The sequence below is a fragment of the Micromonospora cremea genome (assembly GCF_900143515.1).
Classification (GTDB): domain Bacteria; phylum Actinomycetota; class Actinomycetes; order Mycobacteriales; family Micromonosporaceae; genus Micromonospora; species Micromonospora cremea.
The window spans coordinates 1,102,618-1,128,671 of the sequence record NZ_FSQT01000002.1 but is presented as its reverse complement, the minus strand read 5'-3'; the positions used below and the strand labels follow the sequence as shown (position 1 = coordinate 1,128,671).

27 protein-coding genes and 1 pseudogene are annotated in these 26,054 nt (G+C 73.2%); 15 read left to right on the top strand and 13 right to left on the bottom strand.

Translation table 11 applies throughout. The features are described from left to right. Position 1: 1 nt before the first annotated feature. The gene (rsrA, locus tag BUS84_RS18515; RefSeq protein WP_074314215.1) at positions 2 to 289 is read left to right on the top strand and encodes a mycothiol system anti-sigma-R factor; all 288 of its coding nucleotides are present in this window, start codon (positions 2 to 4) and stop codon (positions 287 to 289) included. A 120-nt stretch (positions 290 to 409) separates the two neighbouring features. Here rsrA and BUS84_RS41275 read toward each other — a convergent pair whose 3' ends face one another. Beyond that, entirely contained in the window at positions 410 to 484 is a 75-nt protein-coding gene (locus tag BUS84_RS41275; protein ID WP_372433306.1) for a 50S ribosomal protein bL37, read from the bottom strand. A 222-nt stretch (positions 485 to 706) separates the two neighbouring features. On the opposite strand from BUS84_RS41275, the gene BUS84_RS18505 reads away from it, so the two are divergent. After that, the gene (locus tag BUS84_RS18505; protein ID WP_208869872.1) at positions 707 to 928 is read left to right on the top strand and encodes a biotin/lipoyl-binding carrier protein; all 222 of its coding nucleotides are present in this window, start codon (positions 707 to 709) and stop codon (positions 926 to 928) included. Next, a complete protein-coding gene (locus BUS84_RS18500; protein WP_074314212.1) occupies positions 925 to 1,434 on the top strand; it encodes a GNAT family N-acetyltransferase in 510 nt (169 codons plus the stop codon). The genes BUS84_RS18505 and BUS84_RS18500 overlap by 4 nt, the downstream gene beginning before the upstream one ends. Here the strand turns inward: BUS84_RS18500 and BUS84_RS18495 are convergent. Then, positions 1,359 to 2,058, bottom strand: a pseudogene (locus tag BUS84_RS18495) (TetR/AcrR family transcriptional regulator). The gene BUS84_RS18500 and the pseudogene BUS84_RS18495 sit on opposite strands and share 76 nt — an antisense overlap. A 112-nt stretch (positions 2,059 to 2,170) precedes the next feature. Between BUS84_RS18495 and BUS84_RS18490 the strand changes: the two are divergent. Continuing rightward, positions 2,171 to 3,751: an MDR family MFS transporter gene (locus BUS84_RS18490; protein WP_074314208.1), complete on the top strand. Its 1,581-nt coding sequence runs from the start codon at positions 2,171 to 2,173 to the stop codon at positions 3,749 to 3,751. Positions 3,752 to 3,828: 77 nt separating this feature from the next. Here the strand turns inward: BUS84_RS18490 and BUS84_RS18485 are convergent, their stop codons facing one another. Then, entirely contained in the window at positions 3,829 to 5,670 is a 1,842-nt protein-coding gene (locus BUS84_RS18485; protein ID WP_074314206.1) for a tetratricopeptide repeat protein, read from the bottom strand. 188 nt (positions 5,671 to 5,858) lie between these two features. On the opposite strand from BUS84_RS18485, the gene BUS84_RS18480 reads away from it, so the two are divergent. Both BUS84_RS18480 and BUS84_RS18475 read left to right on the top strand, forming a co-directional pair. After that, entirely contained in the window at positions 5,859 to 6,890 is a 1,032-nt protein-coding gene (locus BUS84_RS18480) for an SIS domain-containing protein (RefSeq protein WP_074314204.1), read from the top strand. A gap of 25 nt (positions 6,891 to 6,915) precedes the next feature. Continuing rightward, complete coding sequence (locus BUS84_RS18475; RefSeq protein ID WP_074314202.1) at positions 6,916 to 8,490, top strand: sensor histidine kinase; 1,575 nt, start codon at positions 6,916 to 6,918, stop codon at positions 8,488 to 8,490. 174 nt (positions 8,491 to 8,664) lie between these two features. Here the strand turns inward: BUS84_RS18475 and BUS84_RS18470 are convergent, their stop codons facing one another. Further along, positions 8,665 to 10,161: a glycosyltransferase family 39 protein gene (locus tag BUS84_RS18470; protein WP_074314200.1), complete on the bottom strand. Its 1,497-nt coding sequence runs from the start codon at positions 10,159 to 10,161 to the stop codon at positions 8,665 to 8,667. A 319-nt stretch (positions 10,162 to 10,480) separates the two neighbouring features. On the opposite strand from BUS84_RS18470, the gene BUS84_RS18465 reads away from it, so the two are divergent. From BUS84_RS18465 to BUS84_RS18455, 4 genes are read left to right on the top strand one after another with little or no spacing between them, the layout of a single operon-like run. Then, positions 10,481 to 12,196 carry a nitrite/sulfite reductase gene (locus tag BUS84_RS18465; protein WP_074314198.1) on the top strand — a complete coding sequence of 572 codons (1,716 nt, stop codon included), beginning with the start codon at positions 10,481 to 10,483 and terminating at the stop codon, positions 12,194 to 12,196. Next, the gene (locus BUS84_RS38670; protein WP_143728457.1) at positions 12,193 to 12,354 is read left to right on the top strand and encodes an IS1 family transposase; all 162 of its coding nucleotides are present in this window, start codon (positions 12,193 to 12,195) and stop codon (positions 12,352 to 12,354) included. Before BUS84_RS18465 ends, BUS84_RS38670 begins: the two co-directional genes overlap by 4 nt. After that, positions 12,351 to 13,112 (top strand): phosphoadenylyl-sulfate reductase, encoded by a 762-nt coding sequence (locus BUS84_RS18460; RefSeq protein WP_074314196.1) that lies wholly within the window; start codon positions 12,351 to 12,353, stop codon positions 13,110 to 13,112. The genes BUS84_RS38670 and BUS84_RS18460 overlap by 4 nt, the downstream gene beginning before the upstream one ends. After that, entirely contained in the window at positions 13,094 to 13,906 is an 813-nt protein-coding gene (locus tag BUS84_RS18455) for a sirohydrochlorin chelatase (protein WP_084757518.1), read from the top strand. Before BUS84_RS18460 ends, BUS84_RS18455 begins: the two co-directional genes overlap by 19 nt. 190 nt (positions 13,907 to 14,096) lie before the next feature. Here the strand turns inward: BUS84_RS18455 and BUS84_RS18450 are convergent, their stop codons facing one another. Continuing rightward, a complete protein-coding gene (locus BUS84_RS18450) occupies positions 14,097 to 14,354 on the bottom strand; it encodes a WhiB family transcriptional regulator (RefSeq protein WP_007072794.1) in 258 nt (85 codons plus the stop codon). 450 nt (positions 14,355 to 14,804) lie between these two features. After that, positions 14,805 to 15,755 carry a diacylglycerol/lipid kinase family protein gene (locus tag BUS84_RS18445; RefSeq protein WP_074314193.1) on the bottom strand — a complete coding sequence of 317 codons (951 nt, stop codon included), beginning with the start codon at positions 15,753 to 15,755 and terminating at the stop codon, positions 14,805 to 14,807. Positions 15,756 to 15,798: 43 nt separating this feature from the next. Between BUS84_RS18445 and BUS84_RS18440 the strand changes: the two genes are divergently transcribed. Beyond that, positions 15,799 to 16,188: a hypothetical protein gene (locus tag BUS84_RS18440; protein WP_074314192.1), complete on the top strand. Its 390-nt coding sequence runs from the start codon at positions 15,799 to 15,801 to the stop codon at positions 16,186 to 16,188. Between the two features lie 33 nt (positions 16,189 to 16,221). Here BUS84_RS18440 and BUS84_RS18435 read toward each other — a convergent pair whose 3' ends face one another. From BUS84_RS18435 to sodN, 3 genes are read right to left on the bottom strand one after another with little or no spacing between them, the layout of a single operon-like run. Continuing rightward, entirely contained in the window at positions 16,222 to 16,629 is a 408-nt protein-coding gene (locus BUS84_RS18435) for an ATP-binding protein (RefSeq protein WP_074314190.1), read from the bottom strand. 32 nt (positions 16,630 to 16,661) lie between these two features. After that, complete coding sequence (locus BUS84_RS18430; protein ID WP_074314188.1) at positions 16,662 to 17,183, bottom strand: GNAT family N-acetyltransferase; 522 nt, start codon at positions 17,181 to 17,183, stop codon at positions 16,662 to 16,664. Then, a complete protein-coding gene (gene sodN / locus BUS84_RS18425) occupies positions 17,180 to 17,584 on the bottom strand; it encodes a superoxide dismutase, Ni (protein ID WP_074314186.1) in 405 nt (134 codons plus the stop codon). Before sodN ends, BUS84_RS18430 begins: the two co-directional genes overlap by 4 nt. A gap of 69 nt (positions 17,585 to 17,653) precedes the next feature. On the opposite strand from sodN, the gene BUS84_RS18420 reads away from it, so the two are divergent. From BUS84_RS18420 to BUS84_RS18410, 3 genes are all read left to right on the top strand, one after another. Further along, complete coding sequence (locus tag BUS84_RS18420; RefSeq protein WP_074314183.1) at positions 17,654 to 18,019, top strand: S24/S26 family peptidase; 366 nt, start codon at positions 17,654 to 17,656, stop codon at positions 18,017 to 18,019. A gap of 143 nt (positions 18,020 to 18,162) precedes the next feature. Then, positions 18,163 to 19,341, top strand: coding sequence for an NAD(P)-dependent malic enzyme (locus BUS84_RS18415; RefSeq protein WP_074314180.1), 1,179 nt, complete (start codon positions 18,163 to 18,165; stop codon positions 19,339 to 19,341). Positions 19,342 to 19,440: 99 nt separating this feature from the next. Next, positions 19,441 to 20,403, top strand: a complete 963-nt coding sequence (locus BUS84_RS18410) for a zinc-binding dehydrogenase (RefSeq protein ID WP_074314177.1) — start codon at positions 19,441 to 19,443, stop codon at positions 20,401 to 20,403. Between the two features lie 28 nt (positions 20,404 to 20,431). Here BUS84_RS18410 and BUS84_RS18405 read toward each other — a convergent pair whose 3' ends face one another. Both BUS84_RS18405 and BUS84_RS18400 read right to left on the bottom strand, forming a co-directional pair. Beyond that, entirely contained in the window at positions 20,432 to 21,397 is a 966-nt protein-coding gene (locus BUS84_RS18405; protein ID WP_074314174.1) for an alpha/beta hydrolase family protein, read from the bottom strand. 103 nt (positions 21,398 to 21,500) lie between these two features. Then, positions 21,501 to 22,409: an alpha/beta hydrolase family protein gene (locus BUS84_RS18400; protein ID WP_074314172.1), complete on the bottom strand. Its 909-nt coding sequence runs from the start codon at positions 22,407 to 22,409 to the stop codon at positions 21,501 to 21,503. Positions 22,410 to 22,566: 157 nt separating this feature from the next. On the opposite strand from BUS84_RS18400, the gene BUS84_RS38665 reads away from it, so the two are divergent. Further along, on the top strand, positions 22,567 to 22,740 hold the full coding sequence (locus BUS84_RS38665; RefSeq protein WP_167627072.1) for a hypothetical protein: 174 nt from the start codon (positions 22,567 to 22,569) through the stop codon (positions 22,738 to 22,740). Between the two features lie 76 nt (positions 22,741 to 22,816). Here the strand turns inward: BUS84_RS38665 and BUS84_RS18395 are convergent, their stop codons facing one another. Together BUS84_RS18395 and pta are read right to left on the bottom strand one after the other, a co-directional pair. Further along, on the bottom strand, positions 22,817 to 23,932 hold the full coding sequence (locus BUS84_RS18395; RefSeq protein ID WP_074314170.1) for an acetate/propionate family kinase: 1,116 nt from the start codon (positions 23,930 to 23,932) through the stop codon (positions 22,817 to 22,819). Then, positions 23,929 to 25,998, bottom strand: a complete 2,070-nt coding sequence (pta, locus tag BUS84_RS18390; protein ID WP_074314168.1) for a phosphate acetyltransferase — start codon at positions 25,996 to 25,998, stop codon at positions 23,929 to 23,931. Before pta ends, BUS84_RS18395 begins: the two co-directional genes overlap by 4 nt. Between the last annotated feature and the right edge of the window lie 56 nt (positions 25,999 to 26,054).

The window sequence follows — 26,054 nt, the reverse complement described above, 5'->3', positions numbered from 1 at the left end:
CGTGAGCTGTGGAGAGCCGCACGAGACGGACTGCCGTGAGGTGCTCGCGGAGGTCTACCTCTACCTGGATCTGGAGTGCGCCGACGAGCGGCGCTCGCTGATCCGGCACCACCTCGACGAGTGCGGGCCGTGCCTGCGCGAGTACGGGCTCGAGCAGGAGGTGCGGGCGCTGGTGGCGCGTTGCTGCGGCAACGAGACCGCGCCGGACGAGCTGCGCGAGAGGCTGCGGGTCAAGCTCACCGAGCTGGTGGTCTTCGAGACCAGCGATGCCCGCGAACTGGCCGACTGACGTCGGCGTACCGAACGGACAAAACCGGTGGCCCGGGTCGATCTCGACCCGGGCCACCGGCGTTCCCGGCGTCCACCGGGTGGGTCTGACCGGTGACGGGCCGTCGGCCCGTCGGCCCGTTCAGGAGTTGGGACGCTTGCCGTGGTTCGCGGCGTTCTTCTTCCGTGCCTTCTTCTTCCGGGACTTCTTCGCCATGCTGACCTCCTCGTGATGGGTCGGATCCGCCCTGCGCACGACCTCGCGCCGGTGCGGCTACCGGCGGCCCGGCGTCGGGTCCGACCCGCTGATGGTAGTGCGGCCGGCACCCGACGCCTTGCGGCGGGGCGGGTCGCGGCGCCCGGGCCGCGCCGCTCCACGCCCACGGTCCGCCGCCGCATGATTGGATACGTCGGCAGGCACATCGGGAAAAGGGAGGGCCTGGACATGGCCGAGGAGATCCGCGCCGAGATGGTGGCGAACGTCTGGAAGGTCGTCGCGTCGGCCGGCGACACCGTGTCCGAGGGCGACACCCTGGTGATCCTCGAGTCGATGAAGATGGAGATCCCGGTCATCGCCGAGGCCGACGGTGTGGTCAAGCAGCTCGCCGTCAACGAGGGCGATGTCGTGCAGGACGGCGACCTCATCGCGGTGATCGATTGAGCGGCCTGCTGGTCCGGCGCGCCGACCCGGGCGACTTCCCGGCGGTGGCCCGGCTGACCGTGGCCGCGTACGAGGCGGACGGCCAGCTCAAGGGTGAGCACGGGTACGGCGCGGTGCTGGCCGACGTGTCGACCCGAGCGACCAGTGGTGAGGTGCTGGTCGCGGTGGACGAGGCGACCGGCGCGGTGCTCGGCTCGGTCACCTTCGTGCTGCCGGGCACCCCGTTCGCCGAGCTGTCCGGGCCCGGTGAGGCGGAGTTCCGGATGCTCGCGGTCGACCCGGCCGCGCAGGGCCGGGGCGTTGGCGCGGCGCTGGCTCAGGCGTGCGTCGACCGCGCGGCCGAGCTGGGCTGCGCGGCCGTGGTGATCTGCGTCCGGGCGGGGATGGCCGTCTCGGCGCACCGGCTGTACGAGCGGCTCGGCTTCGTCCGCTATCCGGAGAAGGACTGGGCGCCGGTGGCGGGCGTGGACCTGCTCGGCCTGCGGCTGGAGCTGCCCCGGGGCTGAGCCGCCGGTCGGTCAGCCCTGCGGGCTCTCCGCGGCGGCCGCGGTCGCACTCTCGTCGGGCTGCGCGCCGATGGCGGCCAGCAGCTCGTCGGCCACCTCCAGGGCGATCCGGCGGCGCTCGTCGTCGGTGATGTGCGGCGCCCGGACCGCGAACCAGCTGCTGTGCACCGCGAACAGCGACAGCGCGGCGCGCAGTTGGGCGGCGGGCGAGTCGTCGCCCCGGCAGAGCGCGTTGGCCAGCTCCATCATCCGGCCGCGCATCTGCTGGCCGGCGGCGAGACTCTTGAGCACGGTCTGGTTCTGCTCGAAGAAACGCATCACGGACGGCTGGTCGCCAGCGAACATCGTGTCGGCGTACCGGGAGATCAGCGCGCGCCGGGTGGCCAGGGTCGCCGGCTGCGACGAGGCCCAGGCGGTCAGCGCGTCCATCCGCTCCAGCCGGTCCTCGACGAAGCTGGCGACGATGTCGTCCTTGCTCTTGAAGTGGTAGTAGAGCGCCGCCTTGGTGACGTTCAGGCGCTCGGCGATCTCGCGCAGCGAGGTCTTCTCGTACCCCTGCTCGGTGAAGAGCTCCAGCGCGACGGCCTTGATCCGCTCGCGGGTGCCGCCTGTGCTCTCCCTCACCCACGCCCCCCAATTGGCTTGACCGTCAGTTGGTGCCCAACTTACCGTGCGGCTAGTAAGGTGACTAGCCGGGCGGCAAGTAAGTAAGGCAATCCTCGGGGGGAGCTTACCCATGACTCAGGCAACCCAGGCCGGCGCGCGACCCAACGTACGGGTCGTGCTGTTCGGGCTGATGATCGCGATGATGCTCGCGATGCTCGACAACATGATCGTCAGCACCGCACTGCCGCGCATCGTGGGCGAGTTCGGCGGCCTCGACCACTTCACCTGGGTGGTCACCGCGTACGTCCTCGGCACCACCGTCTCCACCCCGATCTGGGGCAAGCTCGGTGACCTCTACGGGCGCAAGTCGGTCTTCCTGACCTCGGTCGGCATCTTCCTGCTCGGCTCCGCGCTCTGCGGCATGGCCGGCTCGGGCATGTTGGGCGGTCCCCAGGACGGCATGGTGCAACTCATCGCCTTCCGCGCCGTGCAGGGTCTCGGCGCCGGTGGCCTCATGGTCGGCGTGATGGCGATCATCGGCGACCTGGTCCCGCCCCGCGAGCGCGGGCGCTACCAGGGCATGATCGCCGGGATCATGGCCATCGCCATGGTGGCCGGCCCGCTGGTCGGCGGCTTCATCACCGACCACCTCTCCTGGCGCTGGGCGTTCTACGTGAACCTGCCGCTGGGTGGCGTCGCGCTGCTTCTGCTGATCACCACCATGCACCTGCCGAAGTACCGCACCGAGCACCGGATCGACTGGCTCGGCGCCGGGCTGCTCTCGGTCGGCATCACCGCGATCGTGCTGATCACCACCTGGGGCGGCAACGAGTACGACTGGACGTCCCCGCAGATCCTCGCCCTGGCCGTGCTGTCCGTGCTCGCGCTGGTGGCGTTCGGCCTGGTGGAACGCCGGGTCCCGGAGCCGATCCTTCCGCTGGCGCTCTTCGCCAACCGCAACTTCGCGCTGATCTCGCTGATCGGTTTCCTGCTCGGCTTCGCGATGTTCGGCGCGATGAACTTCCTGCCGCTCTACCAGCAGACGGTGCAGGGGGCCTCGGCGACCAACAGCGGCCTGCTGCTGCTGCCGCTGATGTTCGGCATGCTGGTCGTCTCCCTGGTCATCGGGCGGGCGATCACGAAGACCGGCCGCTACCGGGCGTACCCGATCATCGGTGGCGTGGTGATGACCACGGGCATGGCACTGCTGACCCTGCTCGACACCCACACCAGCAAGCTGCAGTCCTCGCTGTACATGGTCGTGCTCGGTGCCGGCATGGGCTTCCTCATGCAGACCTCCATGCTGATCGCGCAGAACAGCGTGGAGCAGAAGGACCTCGGTGCGGCCAGCGGCGCGGCCACCTTCTTCCGGTCGATCGGCGGTTCATTCGGCATCTCGCTGTTCGGCGCGATCTTCGCCAGCCGGTTGGCCGACTCCACCGCCGGCGGTGCCTTCGGCGGCGGCGAGGGCGGCGCGATGGACCTGGTGAAGCTCAAGGAACTGCCCGCCCAGGCGCGCGAGCTGGTGCTCGGCGGTCTCGCCGACGCGATCTCGCACGTCTTCCTCTGGGCCGTGCTGTTCACCATCGCGATCCCGGTGCTCGCCTGGTTCATCAAGGAGATCCCACTGCGCACCGCGAACGAGGCGCCGGCACAGGCCACCCCCGAGGAGGAGGCCGAGATCGCTCTCGGCAAGGCCCCGGTCGCCTGACCCCGACACCACCCGCGCCGCGTCGTTCCCTCCAGGGACGGCGCGGCGCGTCGTTCACGAGGTCGCGGCGCTGGAGGTCAGGGGCGGCGGCGTGCGGCGGTGAGGCGTCGCCAGAAACGCCGGAGCGGGTTGCGGGGACGCGGGAGCCGGGGCGGCGGGTCGCCGAGCAACTCGGTGGCGAGCGCGGCGGTGGCCGGGTCCAGTGCCGGGGCGGCCAACGCCAGGTGGGCCAGAGAGACGGCGATCGGGACCGGCCGGGTCCGGGCCACCGCGGCCGCGTCAGCCAGCCGCTCGGCCACCACCCGGGCCACGTCCGATCGCACCGCCGGGTCCACCCAGGCGGCGGTGACCAGGGCGAACAGTGCCGCCTCGGTGACCCAGTCCTCCACGCCCCAGATGAGGTCCACGAGCACTCGGCGCCGGGTCGAGTCCGCCCACGGCTCATCGGTGCGGTGGTGCAGCAGCCCCAGGCAGGCCCACACCTGCACGCCGCGTACCCAGACCGACGGGTCCTGGGCAGCCAGGAGCCGGCCCAGCGCGTTGGCCGGCGCCGCCGGCGGATGCACCAGCAGCCCGAGCAGGTCGGCCACGTCCAGGCCGGCCAGGCCCACCGCCGCGTCGTAGGCCGCCGGCGGGTGCGGCCACGCCGGATGGGCGACCTGCCCGATCCGCTCGACCGCCGCCGCCGAGGGTGCCGGCAGCGCGGGCGTCGGGACGCTGTCCGCGTAGTGCCACAGCCGCCGCGTGGACGCCCGCCGCGGTTCCCGCGGGTCCGGCTCCGGCGTGCCCGCGACCTCGATCCGCAGCCCGGGCGCCACCGACGTGGCCGTCCGCACCGCGCTCGGCGGAGCTACCGCCGGAAGGCGTACGGCGCTGCCGAGACCGTTGTCGTCGTCGGCCACCGCCTGGCGCAGAGCGTCCAGCAGCGGGCCGCCGGCCGGCGTCAGTTGGCCGAGCCAGGGCCGACCCCGGCAGCACTGGGCCAGATCGCCGTGCTCGTGACTGTCGTCCGGGTGGTCACGGACGAAGTCCGCGAGCGCGACCAGGTGGGCGAGGTCGCCGTCGCGCAGGTGCCGCAGGCGGTGGGCGGTGTGCACCGCGCAGTCGAACGACGGGTCCCGGGCGAGCGCCCGCTCGGTCCACTCCAGCGCCTCGTCCAGCCGGCCGGACTCGGCCAGGGTGCCGGCGATGTCGGCGTAGATGGCCAGGTCGTCGGGGTCCAAGGCGACGGCCCGGCCGAGCGCCGCGAGGGCCTCGCGGGTGCGGCCAGCGCTGCGGTACGCGTACCCGAGCCAGACCTCGCCCATCTTGGACGGCTGGGACCGTACACCTCGGGTGGCCCAGCGGATCGCCAGCGTGACCTCGCCGAGCCGCCTGGCCAGCGCGGACGCCGCGCCCAGCAGCAGACCGTGCTCGGGGCGGACGGTGATCGCGTTGCGGGCCAGCGTGAGGTACGGCGCCAGCGCGCCCCGGCCGACGCGCGGCACCGGGTCGGGCAACGCGGCGCAGACCTGCATGAGGACCCGGGCGATGTGCTCCGCGTCCAGCCGTTCGGCCAGCTCGGGTGCGATCACCCACGGCACACCGGCCCACTCCGTTCCGGGCGCGTACCCGGTGGCCGCGGCCAGCAGTTCCAGCCCCTCGGCCGGACGACCGGCTGCGGCCAGCAGATGGGCGCGGGCGACGACCGCGCCGACGAAGGTGTGGTGGTTGATCGGGAAGAGGTCGAGGCCGCCGCCCCCGCCGACCGCGGCCAGCCGGGCCAACGTCTCGTGCACCTCCGGCAGGGTCGGCGCCCGGGCCAGCGCGCCGGCCAGGTGGCCGGCGGCGTGGTGGAGGTCGCCCTCGTCCAGTGCCAGCCGGGCCAGGGCCAGCTCCTCCGTCGCGGAGAGCGCGGGGTCGTCCCTTCCCTCGGGCACATCGTCCTCTCGTCGCAGCGACACCGGGTAAAGCGGGACAAGCGTAGTTGATATTGGGGCGCTTCGGTGATCAACTGCGCACTGCTGCTCGTTCGATTGCTCCACTCAGATCAATGGTGCAAGACTGAGCAGGAAACGCGCGGCAATCGCGCAAGAGGGGAGTGTCCGTGACGCGTGCAGGGGCCGGGATGGCCGCCGACATCGAGGAGCAGCCGGCCGGCTACGCGCGCCTGCTCTCCACCGTCAACGCCGGGGAGATCGCCCGGGTGGCGGCTGCGGTCGCCGAGCGCCGGCCGCGGCACGTGGTCTTCACCGCCCGGGGCACCTCCGACCACGCGGCCCTCTACGGGGCGTACCTGGCCGAGATCCGGCTCGGGCTGCCCGCCGGGCTCGCCTCGCCCAGCGTGGTCACCCTGTTCGGCGCCCGCCCCGACCTGTCCGACGCGCTGGTCGTCGGGGTCAGCCAGAGCGGCGGGTCGCCCGACCTGGCCGAGGTGCTGCGCGCCGCGCGGGCCTCCGGCGCGCTGACCCTCGCGGTGACCAACGCCCCAGGGTCCCCGCTGGCCGAGGTGGCCGAGCTGAGCATCGACATCGCCGCCGGGCACGAGCGGGCGGTGGCCGCCACCAAGACGTACACCGCCGAGCTGCTCGCTCTGCTGATGCTCGTCGAGGGGATCCGTGCCGGCGACGGTGTGCTCCCGGCGGCCGAGCGGGAGGCGCTCGCCGCGCTGCCCGACCTGGCCAGCCGAACCCTGGCCGACGACACCCCGGCCCAGCTCGCTCCGCGCTACCGCTTCGCCCGCCAACTGGTCACCACCGGGCGCGGGTACGCCTACCCGACCGCACGGGAGGCCGCCCTGAAGCTGATGGAGACCTCGTACCTGCCGGCTCTCGCCTTCTCCGGCGCCGACCTGCTGCACGGTCCGCTCGCGATGACCGACCCGGAGGTCCCGGTGCTCGCCGTGGTCGGCTCCGGCCCGGGTGGCCGCTCGATGGGGGAGGTGCTGCCCCGCCTCGGCGAGCGCCGCGCCGACGTGGTGGTGGTCGGCTCCGCCGACGTGCCCGGCGCCACCCGGCTCGCCGTTCCCGAGGTCGACGAGCGGTACGCCCCGCTGCTGGACATCCTGCCGTTGCAGCGGCTGGCGTTGGCGTTGGCGCTGACCCGGGGCGAAGACCCGGACGCGCCGCGCGGGCTGAAGAAGGTCACCGCGACGATGTGAGACGCGGCGTGGCACGCTGGTCACCGTGTCCACGCTGCGCGACCTCGCCGAGGAGCACACCCATCTCCGTCCGGCCGACATCGACCACCTGCACCGGATCGCCGGCGACTGGCAGCTGCTCTCCGACCTGTCCTTCGCCGACCTGCTGCTCTGGGTGCCGGTCGACGCGGACGGCACGTTCCTCTGCGTCGCCCAGGTCCGCCCGACGACCGCGCCCACCGCGTACCAGGACGACCAGGTGGGGCGGATCGTCGGCGGGCCGGAGGTGGCCCACCTGGGTGTGGCCTACTCCCAGGGCCGGATCTGGCGGGAGGGCGACCCGGTCTGGTACGGCGACGTGCCGGCCCGGCACGAGGCGATCCCGGTCCGGCTGCGCACCGCCGAGGGGGAGGCCGGCGAGGTGATCGCCGTGGTCGGCCGGGATACCAACCTCTCCACCGCGCGTACCCCCAGCCAGCTGGAGCTCAACTACCTGACCACGGCCGACGACCTGGCCCAGATGATCGCCGACGGCACCTTCCCGCCGCCCCGGCACCCGGGCGAGACCACCTCCGCGCCCCGGGTCGGCGACGGGCTGGTCCGGCTCGACGCCGGCGGCAAGGTGACCTACGCCAGCCCGAACGCGCAGTCCGCGTACCGCCGGTTGGGCTACGCCTCCCACCTGGTGGGGGAGGATCTGGCCGCGCTGCACCGCCGGCTGGCCGGCGACCCGCTGGACGGCACCGAGGCGGCAAACGGCATCCTGGCCGCGCTGCGCGGCGAGGCGCCGCCCCGGCGGGAGATCGACGCGCGTGGCGCGACGATGCTCACCCGGGCGCTGCCGCTGATGCCCGCCGGGGTGCCGATCGGTGCGCTGGTGCTGGTCCGGGACATCACCGAGGTCCGCCGCCGGGACCGGGCACTGATCACCAAGGACGCCACCATCCGGGAGATCCACCACCGGGTGAAGAACAACCTCCAGACGGTTGCCGCGCTGCTGCGGTTGCAGGCCCGCCGGGTGTCCATGCCGGAGGCCCGGGTCGCCCTGGAGGAGTCGGTCCGCCGGGTCGCCTCGATCGCCCTGGTGCACGAGACGCTCTCCATGTCCAGCGACGAGGCGGTCGAGTTCGACGGCATCGTCGACCGGGTGGCGAGCGCGGCGACCGAGGTCGCGGCGACCGAGGTGAGCGTCGGCATGCGCCGGCGGGGCAGCTTCGGCGTGCTGCCGGCGGAGATCGCCACCTCGCTGGTGATGGTCCTCAACGAGTTGCTGCTCAACGCCGTCGAGCACGGTTTCCCGCCAGCCGACGAGGGGGACGTTCCCGACGTGGCGCCCGCCGTCGTTCCCGGTACCGATCCGTCGGCCCGCCCGGAGGTGGTGGTCTCGGCGCACCGGTTCCGCAAGATGCTGCACGTCTCGGTCGCGGACAACGGACGGGGGCTACCGCCCGACTTCGACGCCGAACGTGGCAGCCGGCTCGGCCTCCAGATCGTCCGGGCGCTGGTCACCGGGGAGTTGCGCGGCACCATCGAGCTGCGCGCCGGTGCCAACGGCGGCACCGAGGCGGTGCTGGTCGTCCCGCTGGCTCGCAGCGCGCCCGAGGGTCGCTCGCAATCCTGACCCGCGCCTCCCCGCCGGCGCCGGAGTTCCGCTCGGGCGGGTCGGCTCCGGGCGCAGATGTGCGGATGAGGGTTATACGTATAACGCTCACCCAGCCGGCCGTGACCCGACGGGCCCACAGGGCCCGCAGCCGACCGGCCCGCAGCCGGCGCGCCCGCCCGACGGGCGGTCAGGTCAGCGGCCGGGACGGCCGGTCAGCAGGGCGACGGTCAGGCCGGAGCGCTTCCAGACACGTGCGACGGTGAAGTCCGCGCGCAGCGCGTCGCCCTTGGCGCCGGGCACGGTGGCCAGTGGCTCGGCGTGCCGCCCTGCGACGACCAGCCAGACCCGTGGCGTGCCGGCCAGGCACTGCGCCGGTCGCGGGCACTCGGCGGCCCACAGGTCGCCCCGACGGACCTCGTCCTCGGTCACAAGCACGTCCCGCGGCGGGTCGCCGAGGTGGTACTGGACGCCCAGGTCCAGGAAGAGCCAGCTCTGCCGGGGCGAGTAGACCACGGCGTCCCCGGGTCGTTGGCCGTCGGCGATCACCCGGGCGGCGCCCGCATAGTCCACCCGGGCGCTGCGCGGCCACTCGTGGGTCCGCCGCAGCGCCGCCTGGTCCGGCAGGCCGAGCAGCCCAGCGAGGACCACCACGGCGAGCGCGGTCGGCGCGGTCACCCCGGCCAGCGCCGCGCCGGCCAGCAGGCAGGCGAAGGGCACCACGAAGACCAGGTACCGGGGCACCCACAGCGGCACGACCGTGCCGGCGGCGAAGAGCAGCAGGACGGGCAGCAGCACCGCGCTCCCCGGCAGCAGGGCCCGTCGCCCGATGCGGGCCGCGCCCAGCGCGGCGATCCCGACCAGCAGCCCACCCACCACGGAACTCTGGGCCACCCCACCGGGCAGCGCGCTCAGGTCGTCCAGGCGGGCCGATGCGACCCAGTCCAACTGTCGGGAACGCTGTGTGCCGGCCTTCAGCAACAGCGGGCTCACCAGCAGCGCGGCCGGCACCACCGCGACCACCCACCGCCACACCCGCCGGTCCGGCCGATCCGCGTCGCCGGGACCGCCCGACTCGGCCTTGGGGCCCCGCCACCAGGCGACCAGCACCACCAGCGCGTGCGCGACGAGCAGGGTGAGCGCGATCAGATGGGTGAGCCCGAGCGCGGCCACGGCGGCGGCGTAACCGGCCCAGCGGGCCCAGCCCGGCCGGTGCAGGGCGCCCACCAGCAGCAGGGTGGCGAGCACCGCGAGCATGGTGGCGAGGGCGTACGGGCGGGCCTCCTGCCCGTAGCGGGAGGTGCCGGGCAGCAGCGCGAAGAGAAGCCCGGCGAACAGACCGGTACGCCGGTCGACGAGCTGAGCCCCGAGCACGGCGAGCAGCCCGGCGGCGACGGTCATCGCCAGCGCGGCCGGCGCGCGCAGCGCCACCGTGGAGTCACCGACGACCGCGAGCCAGCCGTGCATCAGCAGGTAGTACGGGCCGGTGGCGGCGTCGATGGTGCCGGCCAGCCGGGCCAGGTCGCCGGGTGACCGGGTGGCGGCGCTCCAGGTGGCCAACTCGTCACGCCAGAGCTGGGCCGAGCCCAGCCCGGCGCCGGTGACCACCAGGGTCAGCACCGCCGGGGGCAGCCAGACCGGAACGCGGCGCAGCCGGGCCCGCGCCGCCCCGGTCGACCTTTCGGACAACATGCCCACGGCCCGAGCCTGTCAGGCCGGCCCGGCCCGTGATGTGGGATCCGGCACGCGCACATTGGCCGGCCCCCATGCGGTGTGGCAGCATGAGCCCATGACCGCCGCTGTCGTCCGCCGCTTCGTGGCTCGTCGCCACGTCGATTACGGCCGCGTGCGCAGCGCGATCTGTCCGGCCCACTGACGACGCCCGACCCATCTGTCTCGGGCGCGCTCCGCGCCGGCTGTCTCAGACACCGTTGTCCCGCCCGCTCTCGACGGGCCGGCTGCCGCGCCCCGCGCCCGCCCCGAGGCACAGCAGACAACGGAGGACGCCGCGATGGCGGTCAGCAGCATCCCGGCCCGTTCCGAGGACCCGACGGCCAGCGCTGCCCGGGCGGCGACGCGCCGGCCACGGGGTGAGGGTCAGTGGGCGCTCGGCCACCGCGAGCCGCTCAACCCCAACGAGCGGATCAAGAAGGACGACGACCCGCTCAACGTCCGGGCGCGGATCGAGACCATCTACGCGCACGGCGGCTTCGCCTCCATCGACCCGCAGGACCTGCGCGGCCGGTTCCGCTGGTGGGGCCTCTACACCCAGCGCAAGGCGGGCATCGACGGTGGGCGCACCGCCGTGCTGGAGCCGCACGAGCTGGAGGACGAGTTCTTCATGCTCCGGGTCCGCATCGACGCCGGTCAGCTCAGCCTGGCCCAGCTGCGGGTCATCGCGGACATCTCCCGGGAGTTCGCCCGGGACACCGCTGACATCACCGACCGGCAGAACATCCAGTACCACTGGATCCGGGTCGAGGACATGCCGGAGATCTGGCACCGACTGGAGTCGGTCGGCCTGCAGACCACCGAGGCGTGCGGCGACTGCCCCCGAATCGTGCTGGGCAGCCCGGTCGCCGGGGTGGCCCGCGACGAGCTGGTCGACCCGACGCCGGCGATCGACGAGATCGTCGCCCGGTACATCGGTGACAAGCAGTTCTCCAACCTGCCCCGCAAGTTCAAGACGTCGATCTCCTGGCTGGTGGACACCCCGTACGAGTCGAACGACATCGCCTTCCTCGGCGTCGACCACCCGGAGCACGGCCCCGGCTTCGACGTCTGGGTCGGTGGTGGCCTCTCCACCAACCCGATGCTGGCCCAGCGACTCGGCGTCTGGGTGCCGCTGGCCGAGGTCCCCGACGTGTGGGCCGGCGTGGTCGGGATCTTCCGCGACTACGGCTACCGGCGGCTGCGCAACCGGGCCCGACTGAAGTTCCTGGTGGCCGACTGGGGCGTGGAGCGCTTCCGCGAGGTCCTGGAGAAGGACTATCTCGGCCGGACGCTGCTCGACGGCCCGGCGCCGGACCTGCCGGCGAAGCCGATCGACCACGTGGGGGTGCACGAGCAGGCTGACGGGCGGCACTACGTCGGGGCCGCCCCGGTGGTCGGGCGGGTCTCCGGTGGGCAGCTCGCCCAGCTCGCCGACGTGGTCGAGGCGCACGGCAGCGATCGGGTGCGGCTCACCCCGTACCAGAAGCTGCTGGTGCTCGACGTGCCGTCGGAGCGGACCGAGTCGTTGGTGGACGCTCTGCGGGGGATCGGCCTGGAGGCCCGGCCGTCGGCCTGGCGGCGCGGCACCATGGCGTGCACCGGCATCGAGTACTGCAAGCTCGCCATCGTCGAGACGAAGGCCCGCGGCGAGGAGCTGGTGGCTCGGCTGGAGCAGCGGCTGCGCGACTTCGACGCCGACATCTCGATCCACATCAACGGCTGCCCGAACGCCTGCGCGCGCACCCAGGTGGCCGACATCGGGCTCAAGGGCCAGCTGGTGGTCGGCCCGGACGGGCGGCACGTCGAGGGCTTCCAGGTGCACCTGGGTGGCGGCCTGGGCATGGCGCAGGGGCAGACCGCCGGCTTCGGGCGCAAGCTGCGCGGCCTGAAGACCACCGCCGAGGAGCTTCCGGAGTACGTGGAACGACTGGCCCGCCGCTACCTGGCCGGCCGGAGCGAGGGCGAGACGTTCGCCAACTGGGTGATCAGAGTCGACGAGGAGGACCTGCGATGAGCAGTGAGAACCGAGCGGCACCCCTGTACTGCCCGTACTGCGGCGAGGAGGATCTGCGGCCGCACGAGGCGGGGCACGGCGCCTGGGAGTGCCACGCCTGCACCCGGGTCTTCTCGGTGAAGTTCACCGGGCTGCTGTCCCGGGCGGTGATCCAATGAGCCTCGTCTCCGCCGCAGGCCTGGGCCTGGTCGGTCCGGGCGGTCCGACGCCGGCCGATCCGGTCCGACGCAGCCCCGACGAGCTGCGGGCGCTGGCCGAGCAGGCGGGTCGGGAACTGGAGGGCGCCCCGGCGCTGGAGATCGCCCGTTGGGCGGCACAGACCTTCGGCGACCGGTTCTGCGTCACCAGCTCGATGGCCGACGCCGTGCTGGCTCACCTGGTGTCCCGGGTGGCCCCGGGGGTGGACGTGGTCTTCCTCGACACCGGCCTGCACTTCCCGGAGACCCTCCGGGTGCGGGACGAGGTGGCACGGACGCTCCCGGTGAACGTCCGGTCGATCCGGCCTCGGCTCACCGTCGGTCAGCAGGACGGCCAGTACGGTCCTCGGCTGTTCAACAAGTCGCCCGACGACTGCTGCCAGCTGCGCAAGGTGGAGCCGCTGGAGCGGGCACTGACCGGGTACGACGCCTGGGCCGCCGGCCTGCGTCGGGACGAGTCGCCGACCCGGGCCAACACGCCGGTGGTGACCTTCGACGGGCGGCGCGGCAAGGTCAAGGTCAACCCGATCGCGGCCTGGTCGCAGGGCGACGTGGACGCCTACATCGCCCGCTGGAACGTGCCGGTCAACGAGCTGTTCAAGCAGGGCTACGGCTCGATCGGCTGCTGGCCGTGCACCCGTCGGACGAAGGCCGGCGAGGACGCGCGGGCCGGCCGGTGGGCCATGTTCGAGAAGACCGAGTGCGGACTGCACGTCTGACCTCCCCGTTGACGACCCCGACCGGCCTCCGCACGGCCGGCGGGGCGGACCCGGTGGTGCTGGTCGCGCACGGCAGCCGTGATCCCCGAGCGGCCGAGGCCACCCGGGCGCTGGGCCGGGCGGTGTCGGCAGCCCGTCCGGGCACCCCGGTGTGGACGAGCTGGCTGGACCACACCGAGCCGGGGCCGACCGAGGTGCTGCGTGGGTTGGCGGCGGCCGGCCACCGCCGCGCGGTGCTGGTGCCGCTGCTGCTGACCGCCGCGTACCACCATCGGGTCGACATCCCGGCGGCCGTCGCCGCCGCGGCGCAGACCGGGCCTCCGCTGGCGGTAGGGGTGACCGACGTGCTCGGCCCGGCGGACGGGACGGTGGACCGGGATCTGGTGGCCGGGCTGCGGCGCCGGCTCGGCGAGTCGTGTACGGGTCGCTTCGACGCGCTGGTGCTGGCCGCGGCGGGCACCCGGGACGCGCGGGCGCGTGGCTCGGTGGGCCTGGTGGCGGACGCGCTCGGCGCGGAGTTCGGGGTGCCCTGCCGGGTGTCGTACGCCTCGGCGGCCCCGCCGGCGACCGGTGTCGCGGTGGCCCGGCTACGGGCGGCCGGCGCTCGCCGGGTGGCGGTTGCCGGGTACTTCCTGGCACCGGGTCTCTTTCACGACGCGGTGGCCGAGGCGGCCCGGGCGGCCGGCGCGGTGGCGGTGGCCGACCCGTTGACCGACGCCCCGGAGCTGGTCGAGCTGGTGCTGCGGCGGGTCGACGAGCGGTCCGGTCGGTGCGTCCCGGCGTCGGCGGTGTGACCGAGGTCGCTGGCCGCGAATGATCAGAGTGCGGGGCAGCGGGTATCCGTGGTCGGTGGACGTCGCGATCGGTTCGGCAGGTGAGGTGCGTGAGCTCGCGCCGAGGTGTGCGGTGTGGCGCGTCAGCGGCGCAGAACAGCGGAACGCCCCGGCGGGCGGACCCGCCGGGGCGTACAGCTGTGTCGTGGGATCAGGCGGAGTGAGCGCGCAGCACGCGGAGGCCGCCGCGACGCTTGACAGCGCGCCGCTCCTCCTCGCTCATTCCGCCCCAGACGCCGGCGTCCTGACCCGACTCGAGCGCCCACTGCAGGCACTGGTCGGTCACGGAGCAGCGCCTGCAGACGGCCTTGGCCTGCTCGACCTGCAGGAGAGCCGGTCCGGACGTCCCGATAGGGAAGAACAGCTCCGGGTCCTCGTCGCGGCAGACAGCATGGTGACGCCAGTCCATGGCGGCAACACTCCTCATTCTGGATGGGGTGGCAATTATTGCTTGTAGTGCTTTTCCTATATGCATCCGCAGTGCCGATGGTGACAGTTCGCGTCGGTCCATTCGGCAGTGCGTGAGCAGGCAGTTAGCCCTGGGGACCTGCTGGAACAGCTCAACCTGACGAGCATATCCAGGCAATGTCCCGGTAACTCAAGTTCGCTTGTGAATACTTTCACGAACACTCGCGATGTCAAGGGTGACGCTCGGAAAAACTCCGGGCGGTGAGCAAGCCCACAACCCATTTGTCCGGGTTCCAGTGCCTTCCTGGTTACCCGCCGTGCCACTGCCGAGGATCAATATAGTACAGTCCGCGTGACATTGCTGACATTTCCGGCACCTGCCCCTCGGTGTGGCGGCGACCGCGTCGATGCAGTTGTGGCGGCCGCGTCGACCTAGGGCAGTACCCGAGACCTAGCAGATTACTCTCAGTGCGGCGGGAACGGATGTGAATCTGACTTTCTCCCGCTCGCCCAGGTAGTCGCCGTCCAGCTGGAACGCCTGCGGGCGGCTGGAGAGCAGGGTGAACTCCGCTGTGTCATGGAGTCGTAACACCTGCCGGCCGCGTGGATCCGGCCGCCGAGACAAGAACTGGGTCACCGTCCGTGTCGTACTGGCAACCCGGAGCTGACGCAACGCCAGCACGTCCAGCCCGAGATCGAACGACGCCTCCGGGTTCGGGTTGATCTCCCGATCGCCCAGGTACGTCCACGGCGCGGTGTTCTGGATGATGACGGTGGCGAGCTCGCCCTCCGCCGGCTCGCCGGGACGCTCCAACGTGATCGCCGGGTGCCGCCGGTCCGAGGCGAGGAAGTACTGGTTCATGATCGAGCGCAGGTAGAGGCTCGGCGTGGAGACGCGCCCCCGACGGCGGGCCTGCTCCACCCGGTGGATCACGGCGGCGTCCAGGCCGAACCCCGCGCAGAAGGTGAAGTAGCGGTCGTCCGCGCGACCCAGCCCGATCGTCCGGTGCCGACCCAGCCGCACGCCTTCGAGGATCATGCTGGTCCCCTCCGGCCACTCCCGGGGCAGGCCCAGCGCCCGGGCGAACACGTTCGTCGAGCCACCCGGAACGGTCGCCAGCGCGGGCAGCCGCTCCGCCAGCGTGGCCCCATCGGCGCCGGCGGGCGGCTCGGCCGTCATCAGGCCGTTCACCACCTCGTTGACGGTGCCGTCGCCACCCAGGGTGACGACGAGGTCGACCCCCTCCGCGGCGGCCTCCCGGGCCAGCGCCATGGCGTGCCCACGCCGGCGGGTGTAGCGCACGCTGAGGTCGACTTCGCTGCGCAGCGCCCGGACAAGCACGTCCCGGCTGCGTTCGCTGGTGGTGGTGGCCTTCGGATTGACCACCAGGACGGCCCGCATGGGCGGCACTGTACCTCCCGGTAGCCCGGGTATCGTGGCGCGCGTGACCATCGACTCGGCCCCGATTCCCGTCACGCTCCGCTGGGCGGTCCGACTGCTGTGGGCGGAGGCCGTCGCCGTCGGGCTGATCGCCGCCTGGCTGGTCTGGGCCGATCTCACCGCCGCCACCAGCGATCTGCTGTCGGCGCTGCTGGTGACCGCGTTCGCCGTCGGGGCGGCGGCCGCGCTCTGGGCACTGGGCCGCGCGCTGCTGCGCCGTCAGGCCGGTGCGCGTGCTCCCGCCATCGTGCTCCAGCTGATGCTGCTGCCGATCGGGTGGTTCATGATCCAGGCCGGGCTGGGCTGGCTCGGCGTGCCGCTGATGGCACTGGGCCTGGGCGTCAGCTGGCTGTTGGTCAGCCCCCCGACGACCCGGGCGCTCGGTTTCGAGTGACCGCGCTCGGCGCGTGCCGAGGCGGCGGGTCGGTCAGTAGCCGCTGGAGCGGCGGGTGAGCAGCGAGATCGTCGCCCGGCCGTCGGCGGCCGTGGCGGACGCCGACGTGGTCAGCGCGGTGAGCACCTTCCAGGCGAAGGACGACTCGGCGGGGAGCGTCGCGCCGCGCACGGTCGGCACGGTCACCTCGACGGTCAGCGCGTCCTCGGTGACCGAGAACCGGCACTCCAGCTCGGCGTCGCGGGTGGCGATCGCGAGCAGCATGGCGCATGCCTCGTCGACCGCGATCCGCAGATCCTCGATCTCGTCGAGCGCGAACTGCAACCGGGCCGCGAGACCGGCGGTGGCGGTACGGAGCACGCCGAGGTAACCGCCGTCGGCGGGCACCGTGAGGTGCACCACGTCGTCGTCGGTCGCTGGCTGGCCGGTCAGTTGAGTCACGCCTCATCCCCCCGGTCGGGGACTCTACCCGGTCAGCCGCCCGGACGCGTGCCGGCGGCGGTGGCCTGGCTGGCGAGGTCGTGCAGTGCGTCGCCGCTGAGCCGGTAGGGGACCCACTCGTTCATCTGCTCCGCGCCGATCGAGGCGTAGAACCCGGCCGCCGGGTTCCAGTCGATCATCAACCACTCCAGTCGCCGGTATCCGCGTCGTACGCAGATGTCGGCCAGGGTGGCGAGCAGCAGCCGACCCGCGCCGGTGCCCCGGGCGGCCGGTCGGACGTAGAGGTCCTCCAGGTAGATGCCGTGCAGCCCGGCCCAGGTGGAGAAGTTGAGGAACCACAGCGCGAAGCCGATCGGCTGGTCGTGCTCGTCGACCGCGACGTGGCCGAAGAGCGCCGGCGCGGCCCCGAACAGGGCGGAGGTCAACTGCTCGGTGGTGAGGTGGCACTGGTCGGGAGCGCGTTCGTACTCCGCCAGCTCGTGGACCATGGCGACGACGGCCGGCACATCCTGGGGACGTGCCGGCCGGATCGTCGGAGTGACGGGTGAGGTCACGCCTTCTTGGTCTCCCAGAAGATCTTCGAGATGTCGTCGATCTTCTGCAGCAGCTTGTCGGCGGTGGCCGGGTCGAGGCTGCCCTTGACCCCACCGGAGCCGGCGAGCTTGGTGGCCTCGTTGAACAGCTGGTGCAGCTGCGGGTACTTCTCGAAGTGCGTGGCCTTGAAGTAGTCGGTCCAGAGCACCCACAGGTGGTGCTTGACCAGCTCGGCGCGCTGCTCCTTGATGATGATCGCCCGGGTGCGGAACTCCGGGTCCGTGTTCGCCTGGTACTTCTCGCAGATCATTTTGACCGACTCGGCCTCGATCCGGGCCTGAGCCGGGTCGTAGACGCCGCACGGCAGGTCGCAGTGAGCGCTCGCGGTGACGCGGGGCGCAAGGATGCGCGGAAGTCGCATCGGGATCCTCCATGGGAAGTTTGCGATGATCAAAGGCGACATTACTCCTGGGAATGCTCCCCGAAGCGGATGGAGGTGAAACCAGTGCGGCCCGATCACCCGGCGGAGGCGCCCCGGCTGCGGAGGCCGCTGACCGCTGTCCTGGTGACCGGCCCGTCCATGGCGCCGACGCTGCGGCACGGCGACGCGGTGCTGGTGCGCCCCCGGGGTCGCCCGATCCGCCCCGGTGACGTGGTGGTCGCGGTCTTCCGGACCCGTCCCGAGCTGCTGGTGGTGAAGCGGGCGGTCCGACCGCAGGACGGCGGCTGGTGGCTACGCGGGGACAACGACCTGGTCACCGACGACTCCCGCGCGTACGGGGTGGCCGACGTGCGGGGACGCGTGGTGGCCCGCTACTGGCCGCGCCCCGGGCGGGTCCCGCGTCGACTGTTATGACCCTGCTCACATCCGAGTGGCAGTGTCGACACTATGCTCGGAAAGTGCCCGGGTGACCCCCCGCACCGCGTGCCACCGCTCGCCGCCCACCTCGCGGCCGGGCCGGCCGCCCCGTCTGCTCGACAGATCCTGGAGTCACCACCATGTCTTCGTCCACCGTGGACCCCGCTGATCCCGTCTTCCAGCTGCACCGGGGCGGCAAGATGGCCGTCACCTCGACGGTGCCGCTCACCAGCCGGGAGGACCTCTCCCTCGCGTACACCCCGGGGGTGGCCCGGGTGTGCGAGGCGATCGCCGCCGACCCCGGCCTGGTCGACGACTACACCTGGGTGTCGCACACCGTCGCGGTGGTCACCGACGGGTCGGCGGTGCTCGGGCTCGGCAACATCGGCCCGCGTGCCGCGCTGCCGGTGATGGAGGGCAAGGCGGTGCTGTTCAAGCAGTTCGCCGGGGTCGACGCGGTGCCGGTCTGTCTGGACACCCAGGACGTGGACGAGATCGTCGCGGTGGTGCGGGCGCTGGCCCCCTCGTTCGGCGGAATCAACCTGGAGGACATCAGCGCGCCGCGCTGCTTCGAGGTGGAGCGCCGGCTCGACGAGGCGCTGGACATCCCGGTCTTCCACGACGACCAGCACGGCACCGCGATCGTGGTGCTCGCCGCGCTGCGCAACGCGGCCACCCTGCTCAACCGCAAGCTCGGTGACCTGCGGGTCGCGGTGAGCGGCGCCGGCGCGGCCGGCGTGGCCGTGACGAAGATGCTGGTCGCCGGGGGCGTCAACCCTGATCAGGTGGTGGTCTGCGACTCCAAGGGGATCATCGGCCGGCACCGCACCGAGCTGACCGGCACCAAGGCCGAGCTGGCCGCGACCACCAACGCCGACGGCCGCCGCGGCGACATCACCGAAGCGCTGCGCGGCGCGGACGTGCTGATCGGCGTGTCCGGCGGGCAGATCCCGGAGGCCGCGGTCGCCGGCATGGCGCCCGGCGGAATCGTGTTCGCGCTGGCCAACCCGACCCCGGAGGTGCACCCCGAGGTGGCCGCCCGGCACGTCGCGGTGGTCGCCACCGGGCGCAGCGACTACCCCAATCAGATCAACAACGTGCTCGCCTTCCCCGGTGTGTTCCGGGGCGCGCTGGACGCGCGGGCCACCCGGATCACCGAGGGAATGAAGGTCGCCGCCGCGGACGCCATCGCCGCGGTGGTGGCCGAGTCGCTGACCGCCGAGGCGATCGTCCCGTCGCCGCTGGACCCGCGCGTCGCGCCGGCCGTCGCCGCGGCCGTCGCCGAAGCCGCCCGCCGCGACGGTGTCGCCCGCCGGTAAGGAAGGGCACCTTGTTGACGCCTGCTGCATAGGAACAGGCCCTTCCTGACATCCCGTGCCGGGGGAGGCCCCTTCTTAACCAGCGCTCAGCTTGTTACCGTGCCGATCATGCGTGCTGCCTTCGCCTCCCGCTTCGACGACGCCGATCCGCTCGCCGCCCTGACTGTCGGTGAGCGGCCCGAGCCGACCCACCCGGCCGACGACTGGGTGACCGTGCAGGTGCGGGCCACCTCGCTCAACCACCACGACCTCTGGTCACTGCGCGGGGTGGGGCTCACCGAGGCTCAGCTGCCGATGATCCTCGGCTGCGACGCGGTCGGTGTGGACCCGGAGGGCAACGAGGTGGTCGTCTACCCGGTGGTGGTCACCCAGGGTGACCCGCGCGGGGTCTCCATCCTCTCCGAGCACTTCCCCGGGACCCTCGCCGAGCGGGTCGCCGTACCCCGGTCGAACCTGGTCCCGCTGCCCGACGGGATGCCGGCGACCGACGCGGCCTGCCTGCCCACGGCCTGGCTGACCGCGTGGCGGATGCTGACCACCAAGGGCCGCGTCGAGGACGCCGACAGCGTGCTGGTGCAGGGCGCGGGCGGCGGCGTGGCCACCGCGGCCGTCGCGCTCGCCGTCGCGATGGGCAAGCGGGTGTACGCGACCAGCCGCGACGCCACCAAACGGGATCGGATCACCGCGCTCGGCGCCACCGCCGTGGAACCCGGTGCCCGGCTGCCGGAACGGGTCGACGTGGTGATCGAGACGGTCGGCGCGGCAACCTTCGACCACTCGATGAAGTCGGCCGCGCCGATGGCCCGGATCGTGGTGTCCGGCGCCACCGCCGGTCACGAGCCGTCGGTCAACCTCCGCCGGGTCTTCGCCATGCAGCTGGAGATCCTGGGCACCTCGATGGGCACGCCCGGCGAGCTGTACGAGCTGCTGGCGTTCTGCGCCGACAGCGGCGTGCGCCCGGTGGTGGACAGCGTGGTCCCGTTCAGCCGGGTCGGGGACGCCTTCGCCCGGTTGCACTCCGGTCACGCCTTCGGCAAGGTCGTCGTCGACCACACCGCCTGACACCGGGCGCCCCCTGCGGCTCGGACGGTCAGAGGTGATCGTCGAAGGTGGCGATGTCGCCGCGGGTGGCGTCGGTGGAGATGCGGCCCTTGGCCGCCGGGTCGCCGTAGAGCGTCCAGCGGAGGAACTCGACGGAGGTGTCCGAGACCACCCGCAGCGCCGCGCCGTCGTTGAGCAGGGCCCGCCCGTGGTCGCCCTTCGGCAGGCTCAGCATCGCCTTCGGCCACGGCACCTTGTCGTACGCGGCCCGGCCCGCCGCGTAGTCGACCACCTCGTCCAGCTCGCCGTGCACGAACAGCTGGGGCGCGGCCGCGCCGGCGAACGCCGTACCCACGCCGAGCGCCGTGCCGGCGAACACCACGCCGGCGTCCAGCCGTTCGTCCCGGCTGGCGGTGAAGAGACCGATGGTGGTCACCCCGCCGGCCGAGTGCCCGGCGGCAGCCACCCGGTCGGCGTCCAGCCGGCCGCGCAACGGGTCGCCGGCCGTGCCGTCGAGCGCCAGCACCTGTGTCAGCGCGTAGGAGACGTCGGCCGGCTGGTTGAGCACGTCGAGGACGTTGCCGTCGCCGCCCCGGGCGGTGTGCGGGAAGGCCGGCGCGGCCACCACGAAGCCCGCCGCCGCCCACCGGGTCAGCAGCGTGGCGTAGTCGTCGGGCCGCCCGCCCAGGCCGTGACTGAACATCACCACGGGGAACCGGCCCTCCGCGGCCGCCGCCGACCGCTTGGCCGCGCCGCCGGCATCCCCGGTCGCCGGGTACCAGAGCGTCACCGGCAGCGCCCGGCCGTCCCGGTTCAGCTTGAGCTGGCGTACGCCGACGGCGAAGGCTCGCTGTGGCGCGCTCCCGGCGGGTACCCGCGGGGTCGCCGAGGCGACGGAGGAGGGCGCGACCGGCGCCTGCCCGCTCTCGGCCTTCCGGGCGTCCGCGGAGCAGCCGACCAGGCCGGCCGTGAGCAGGGCGCTGGCCAGCAGCGCGGGGGTGACGCGACGGGACATGAATCCAATTGTGCCTTGCCCTGCTGACCCGCCTGGCCGGGTTTGACGTGGCGTGGCCGGGCGGTGACCCAGCGCTCAGTCTTCTGCGTGCCTGGCAGGGGCGTCAGCGGGCCGGGCGGGACTCGTAGTGGGTCAGGGTGGGGGCGCGGGCGTCGGCGGGGAGGCGGGCGCCGGCCGCGCTGTTGTCGTAGAGGGTCCAGCGAAGGAAGTCGGTGGTGCTGGCGAGGACCGGGGCGAACCCCGGACTGCCCGGGGTGAGGTACGCGCCGTGGTCCTGGCCGAGCAGGCTGAGAAAGGCGGCCGGCCCGCGGGTGCGCCCGTACGCGGCCCGGCCGACCGCGACCGGCACCACCGGGTCGGCCGTGCCGTGCACGAAGAGCAGGGGCGCGACCGGTCCGGCGAAACTGCCGGGCAGGCCGCCCCCGGCGATCACGATCCCGGCGCGCAGCCGGGCCGGGTGCCCCTCGGTGAACATGCCGGCCGTGGTGAAGCCGCCGGCCGAGTGGCCGGCGGCGGCGATCGACGCCAGGTCCAGATGGCCGGCGAGCGGGTCACCGGGGTCGGTGTCGAGGCCGCTCAGGTGCCGAATGAGCCGCCAGCAGTCGGCCGGCTGGTTGCGGACGTCGGCCCGGGTGAACCGGGCGGCACCGCGCCGGGTGTGCGGGAACGCCGGAGCGGCCACCACGAAACCGGCCGCCGCCCAGCGGGTGGTCAGCTCGGCGTGCAGCCCGGGCAGGCTGTCCAGGCCGTGGCTGTAGATGACCACCGGAAACCGCCCGGCGGCCACCCCGCCGGGCGATGCCGGGTACCAGATGGTCACCGGCAGGGGGCGCGCCGAGCGGGGATCGAGGGTGAGCGTACGCACGCCGACGACGTACGACCCCTCGGGCGCCCGGCGCGCCGACGGCGGCCCGTCCGGGGCGGCGGTGGACCCGTCCGCCACGGCGGTGGCCGGCGCGCAGCCGGCCAGCAGCGCTGTCACCAGTACGGCGATCAGCCGACCCGCCCCCATCGTTCCACGGTAGGTGCCCGGGTGTGGGCAGCGACCCCGCCGTCCGGCCCGGCTGCACCCACCGGCCGGGTCGGGTCAGCTCCGCCGGCCGGGTCGACACGCCGGGCGGGATGGGCGGGGGCGGTGCGCCGCGACCGGTTTCGCTAGGGTCACCGGCATGCCTGAGAACTACACCGACCCCAGCGGCAACACCGAGGCGTTCCGCGCGTTCACCCAGACGCCGGAGGCCACCGCGCCGGCGGAGTCCCCGTCGCGCCTGCCGCTGATCATCGGTGCGGCGGTGGTCGTCGTGCTGCTGGTGGCCATCGTCGCCTGGCTCGCGCTGCGCTGAGCCGGAGCCGGCCGGTGTGGCCCGGGCGCTGACCGGCGCCGAGCGGCGGCCTCTGTGACGGGCCGCCGGGATGGCGTCAGCCGGCTCCGACCACGGCCCGGGCCTGCCGGGCGATCTCCCGTTCCTCGTCGGTGCGAATGACGCAGACGGTCACCTCGGCGTCCTCGGGCGAGATCACCCGGTCACCCTTCCCCGCGTTGCGGTCCGGGTCCACGGCGATGCCGAGCCGGTCCAGTCCGGCCAGCGCGGCGGCCCGGACCGGCGCCGCGTGCTCGCCCACCCCGGCGGTGAAGGCGATCGCGTCGACCCGGCCGAGCAACGCGTAGTACGCGCCCACATAGCCGGTGATCCGCCGGCAGTACACGTCGAAGGCCAGCTCCGCGGCCTGGTCCCCGGCCGCCCGGCGCTGGAGCACCTCGCGCATGTCGTTGACGCCGGTCAGCCCGAGCAGGCCGCTGCGGTGGTTCAGCAGGTCGTCGATCTCGTCCACCGACAGCCCACCCTCCCGGCGCAGGTGGAAGATCACGGCCGGGTCCAGGTCGCCGCTGCGGGTCCCCATCACCAGCCCCTCCAGCGGGGACATGCCCATCGAGGTGGCGACGCTGCGGCCGTCCGCCACCGCGCAGGCGCTGGCCCCGTTGCCGAGGTGCAGGGTGATGGTTCTGAGCTGCTCGTACGGGCGGCCCAGCAGTTCGGCGGTGCGCCGGGAGACGTACGCGTGTGAGGTGCCGTGGAAGCCGTACCGGCGGATCGCGTACCGCTCGGCGGTGTCCCGGTCGATCGCGTAGGTGGTGGCGGCCTCCGGCAGGGTGTGGTGGAACGCGGTGTCGAAGACGGCGACCTGCGGAACGTTCGGCAGCATCTCCCGGGCCACCTCGATGCCGGCCAGGTTGGCCGGGTTGTGCAGCGGGGCGAGCGGGACCAGGTCCCGGATCGCGGCCAGCACCGCGTCGTCGACCAGGACCGGCGTGGTGAACGTCCGGCCGCCGTGCACCACCCGGTGCCCGACCGCCGCCAGCCCGCTCAGGTCCTGCCCGGCCAGGATCTGCCGGACGGCGGTGGTGTGGTCCGCCGGCCCGCCACCGGGTTCACCGACCCGCTCGACGGTGCCCTGGTCGAGCACCCGTTCACCGTCGTAGCGGCGCCACTTGACCGATGACGACCCGCAGTTGAGCACCAGCACCCGACTCACGAGGCCTCCTCGGTGGCCGCCTGGATGGCGGTGATCGCCACCGTGTTGACGATGTCCGGCACGGTTGCGCCCCGGGACAGGTCGTTCACCGGCCGGCGCAGGCCCTGCATCACCGGGCCGACGGCGACCGCCCCGGCGGAGCGCTGCACCGCCTTGTACGTGTTGTTGCCCGTGTTCAGGTCCGGAAAGATGAAGACCGTGGCCCGGCCGGCGACCGGGCTGCCCGGCAGCTTGGTCGCCGCCACCGCCGGGTCGATCGCCGCGTCGTACTGGATCGGACCCTCGACCAGCAGGTCTGGCCGGCGCTCCCGGACCAGCGCGGTGGCCGCGGCGACCTTCTCCACGTCCGCGCCGGCCCCGGAGCTGCCGGTGGAGTACGACAGCATCGCCACCCGGGGCTCGATGCCGAACCGGGCGGCGGTGTCGGCGGACGAGATCGCGATGTCGGCGAGCTGGGCGGCGTCCGGGTCGCGGTTGACCGCGCAGTCGCCGTAGACCAGCACCCGGTCGGCGAGCAGCATGAAGAAGACGCTGGAGGCCACCGAGACCTCCGGCAGGGTTCGGATGATCTCGAACGCCGGTCGGATGGTGGCGGCGGTGGTTTGCGTCGCGCCGGACACCATGCCGTCGGCCCGCCCGGTGGACACCATCAGGGTGCCGAAGTAGTTGGGTTGGGCGACGATGTCGTGCGCCAACTCGGCGGTGACGCCCCGGTGGGCGCGCAGTTGGGCGTACTCGGCCGCGAAGTCGTCCCGCCACGCGCTGGTGACCGGGTCGACCAGGTGCGCGTCGCCGAGGTCGATGCCCAGCTCACGGGTACGCCGGGCGATGTCGTCCGGCCGGCCGAGCAGGGTCAGCTCGACCACCCCCCGACGGAGCAGGATCTCCGCCGCGCGCAGGATCCGCTCGTCGGCGCCCTCCGGCAGCACCAGGTGCCGGCGTTGCGACCGGGCCCGGTCGATCAGCTCGTTCTCGAACATCAGGGGGGTGACCCGGGTCGACCGGCTGACGCGCAGCCGGCGGGCAAGGTCGTCGGTGTCCACGCAGCGCTCGAACGCGCCGAGCGCGGCCTCCACCTTGCGCGGATTGGCGGCGCTGGGCCGGCCCTCGATCCGGCTGGACGCGGCCACCGTGTCGTAGCTGTCACTGCGTACGGAGAGCACCGCCAACCCGGTGTTCATCCCCTCCACCAGCCGCATCACCCGCGGGTCGGGCTGCTCGCCGAGGGTCAGCACCAGCCCGGCCACCGACACCTGCCCGGCCACGTGCGCGGCGCTGGCGGCGACGAGCAGGTCGGCGCGGTCCCCGGGGGTGATCACCAGGGCGCCATCGGTGAGGTGGTCCAGCAGCGTGGGCACGTGTGCGGCGCCGACCACGAAGTCCAGCACGTCCCGCCCGAGCGCCGCGTCGTCCCCGGCGAGCAGGGTGGCGCCGAGCGCCGCCGCCACCTCGGCCACCGTTGGCGCCGACACGCTGGGCACCTCCGGGATGGCGTACGCCGGCACCGGCAGGTCGGGCAGGGTCATCGGCCCGGGCACCCGGTTGGCGATCACCGCGAGCACGGTTGCGCCCAGGTCGGCCAGATCGTGGTACGCCCCCCGCACGGCGGCCGCGACGGCCGCCGGCTCCTGCCCGAAGCCGTCCACCACCGGCACCACCACGCTGCCGAACTCGGTGGCCAGCCGGGCGTTGAAGGCCAGCTCCCGGGGGCGGGCCGGGTCGCCCGGGTCGTCGAAGTCGCTGCCCACCACGACCACCGCCGGGCACTGCCGCTCCACCGCCCGGTAGCGCTCGACGACGGCGGAGATCAGCTCCTCCCGCCGACCGTCGGCGACAAGTGCGGTGGCTTCGGCATAGCTCATCCCGGCCAGCTCGGCGAGCGGCTGCTCGATCCGGTAACGCTCGCTGAGCAGGGCGAGGATCGGGTCCGGGCCGGTGTCGGCGACCAGTGGCCGGAACACGCCGATCCGCCCGACCTGGCGGGACAGCAACTCGGCCAGCCCGAGGGCGACGGTCGACTTACCCCCGCCCGATCCCACACTCGTCAGATACACACTCCGGGCCACGTCCCCACCCTAGAAGATCGCGCACCCTCCAACCCGGGCCCTCCGCCCTCCCACCC

What these genes read in the sequence shown, in the direction of transcription:
- BUS84_RS18490 (WP_074314208.1), top strand. Translation starts at nt 2,171, where the DNA reads ATGACTCAGGCAACCCAGGCCGGCGCGCGACCCAACGTACGGGTCGTG.
- BUS84_RS18480 (WP_074314204.1), top strand. Translation starts at nt 5,859, where the DNA reads ATGGCCGCCGACATCGAGGAGCAGCCGGCCGGCTACGCGCGCCTGCTC.
- BUS84_RS18470 (WP_074314200.1), bottom strand. Translation starts at nt 10,161, where the DNA reads ATGTTGTCCGAAAGGTCGACCGGGGCGGCGCGGGCCCGGCTGCGCCGC.
- BUS84_RS18465 (WP_074314198.1), top strand. Translation starts at nt 10,481, where the DNA reads ATGGCGGTCAGCAGCATCCCGGCCCGTTCCGAGGACCCGACGGCCAGC.
- BUS84_RS38670 (WP_143728457.1), top strand. Translation starts at nt 12,193, where the DNA reads ATGAGCAGTGAGAACCGAGCGGCACCCCTGTACTGCCCGTACTGCGGC.
- BUS84_RS18460 (WP_074314196.1), top strand. Translation starts at nt 12,351, where the DNA reads ATGAGCCTCGTCTCCGCCGCAGGCCTGGGCCTGGTCGGTCCGGGCGGT.
- BUS84_RS18450 (WP_007072794.1), bottom strand. Translation starts at nt 14,354, where the DNA reads ATGGACTGGCGTCACCATGCTGTCTGCCGCGACGAGGACCCGGAGCTG.
- BUS84_RS18445 (WP_074314193.1), bottom strand. Translation starts at nt 15,755, where the DNA reads ATGCGGGCCGTCCTGGTGGTCAATCCGAAGGCCACCACCACCAGCGAA.
- sodN (WP_074314186.1), bottom strand. Translation starts at nt 17,584, where the DNA reads ATGCGACTTCCGCGCATCCTTGCGCCCCGCGTCACCGCGAGCGCTCAC.
- BUS84_RS18420 (WP_074314183.1), top strand. Translation starts at nt 17,654, where the DNA reads ATGGAGGTGAAACCAGTGCGGCCCGATCACCCGGCGGAGGCGCCCCGG.
- BUS84_RS18415 (WP_074314180.1), top strand. Translation starts at nt 18,163, where the DNA reads ATGTCTTCGTCCACCGTGGACCCCGCTGATCCCGTCTTCCAGCTGCAC.
- BUS84_RS18405 (WP_074314174.1), bottom strand. Translation starts at nt 21,397, where the DNA reads ATGTCCCGTCGCGTCACCCCCGCGCTGCTGGCCAGCGCCCTGCTCACG.
- BUS84_RS18400 (WP_074314172.1), bottom strand. Translation starts at nt 22,409, where the DNA reads ATGGGGGCGGGTCGGCTGATCGCCGTACTGGTGACAGCGCTGCTGGCC.
- BUS84_RS38665 (WP_167627072.1), top strand. Translation starts at nt 22,567, where the DNA reads ATGCCTGAGAACTACACCGACCCCAGCGGCAACACCGAGGCGTTCCGC.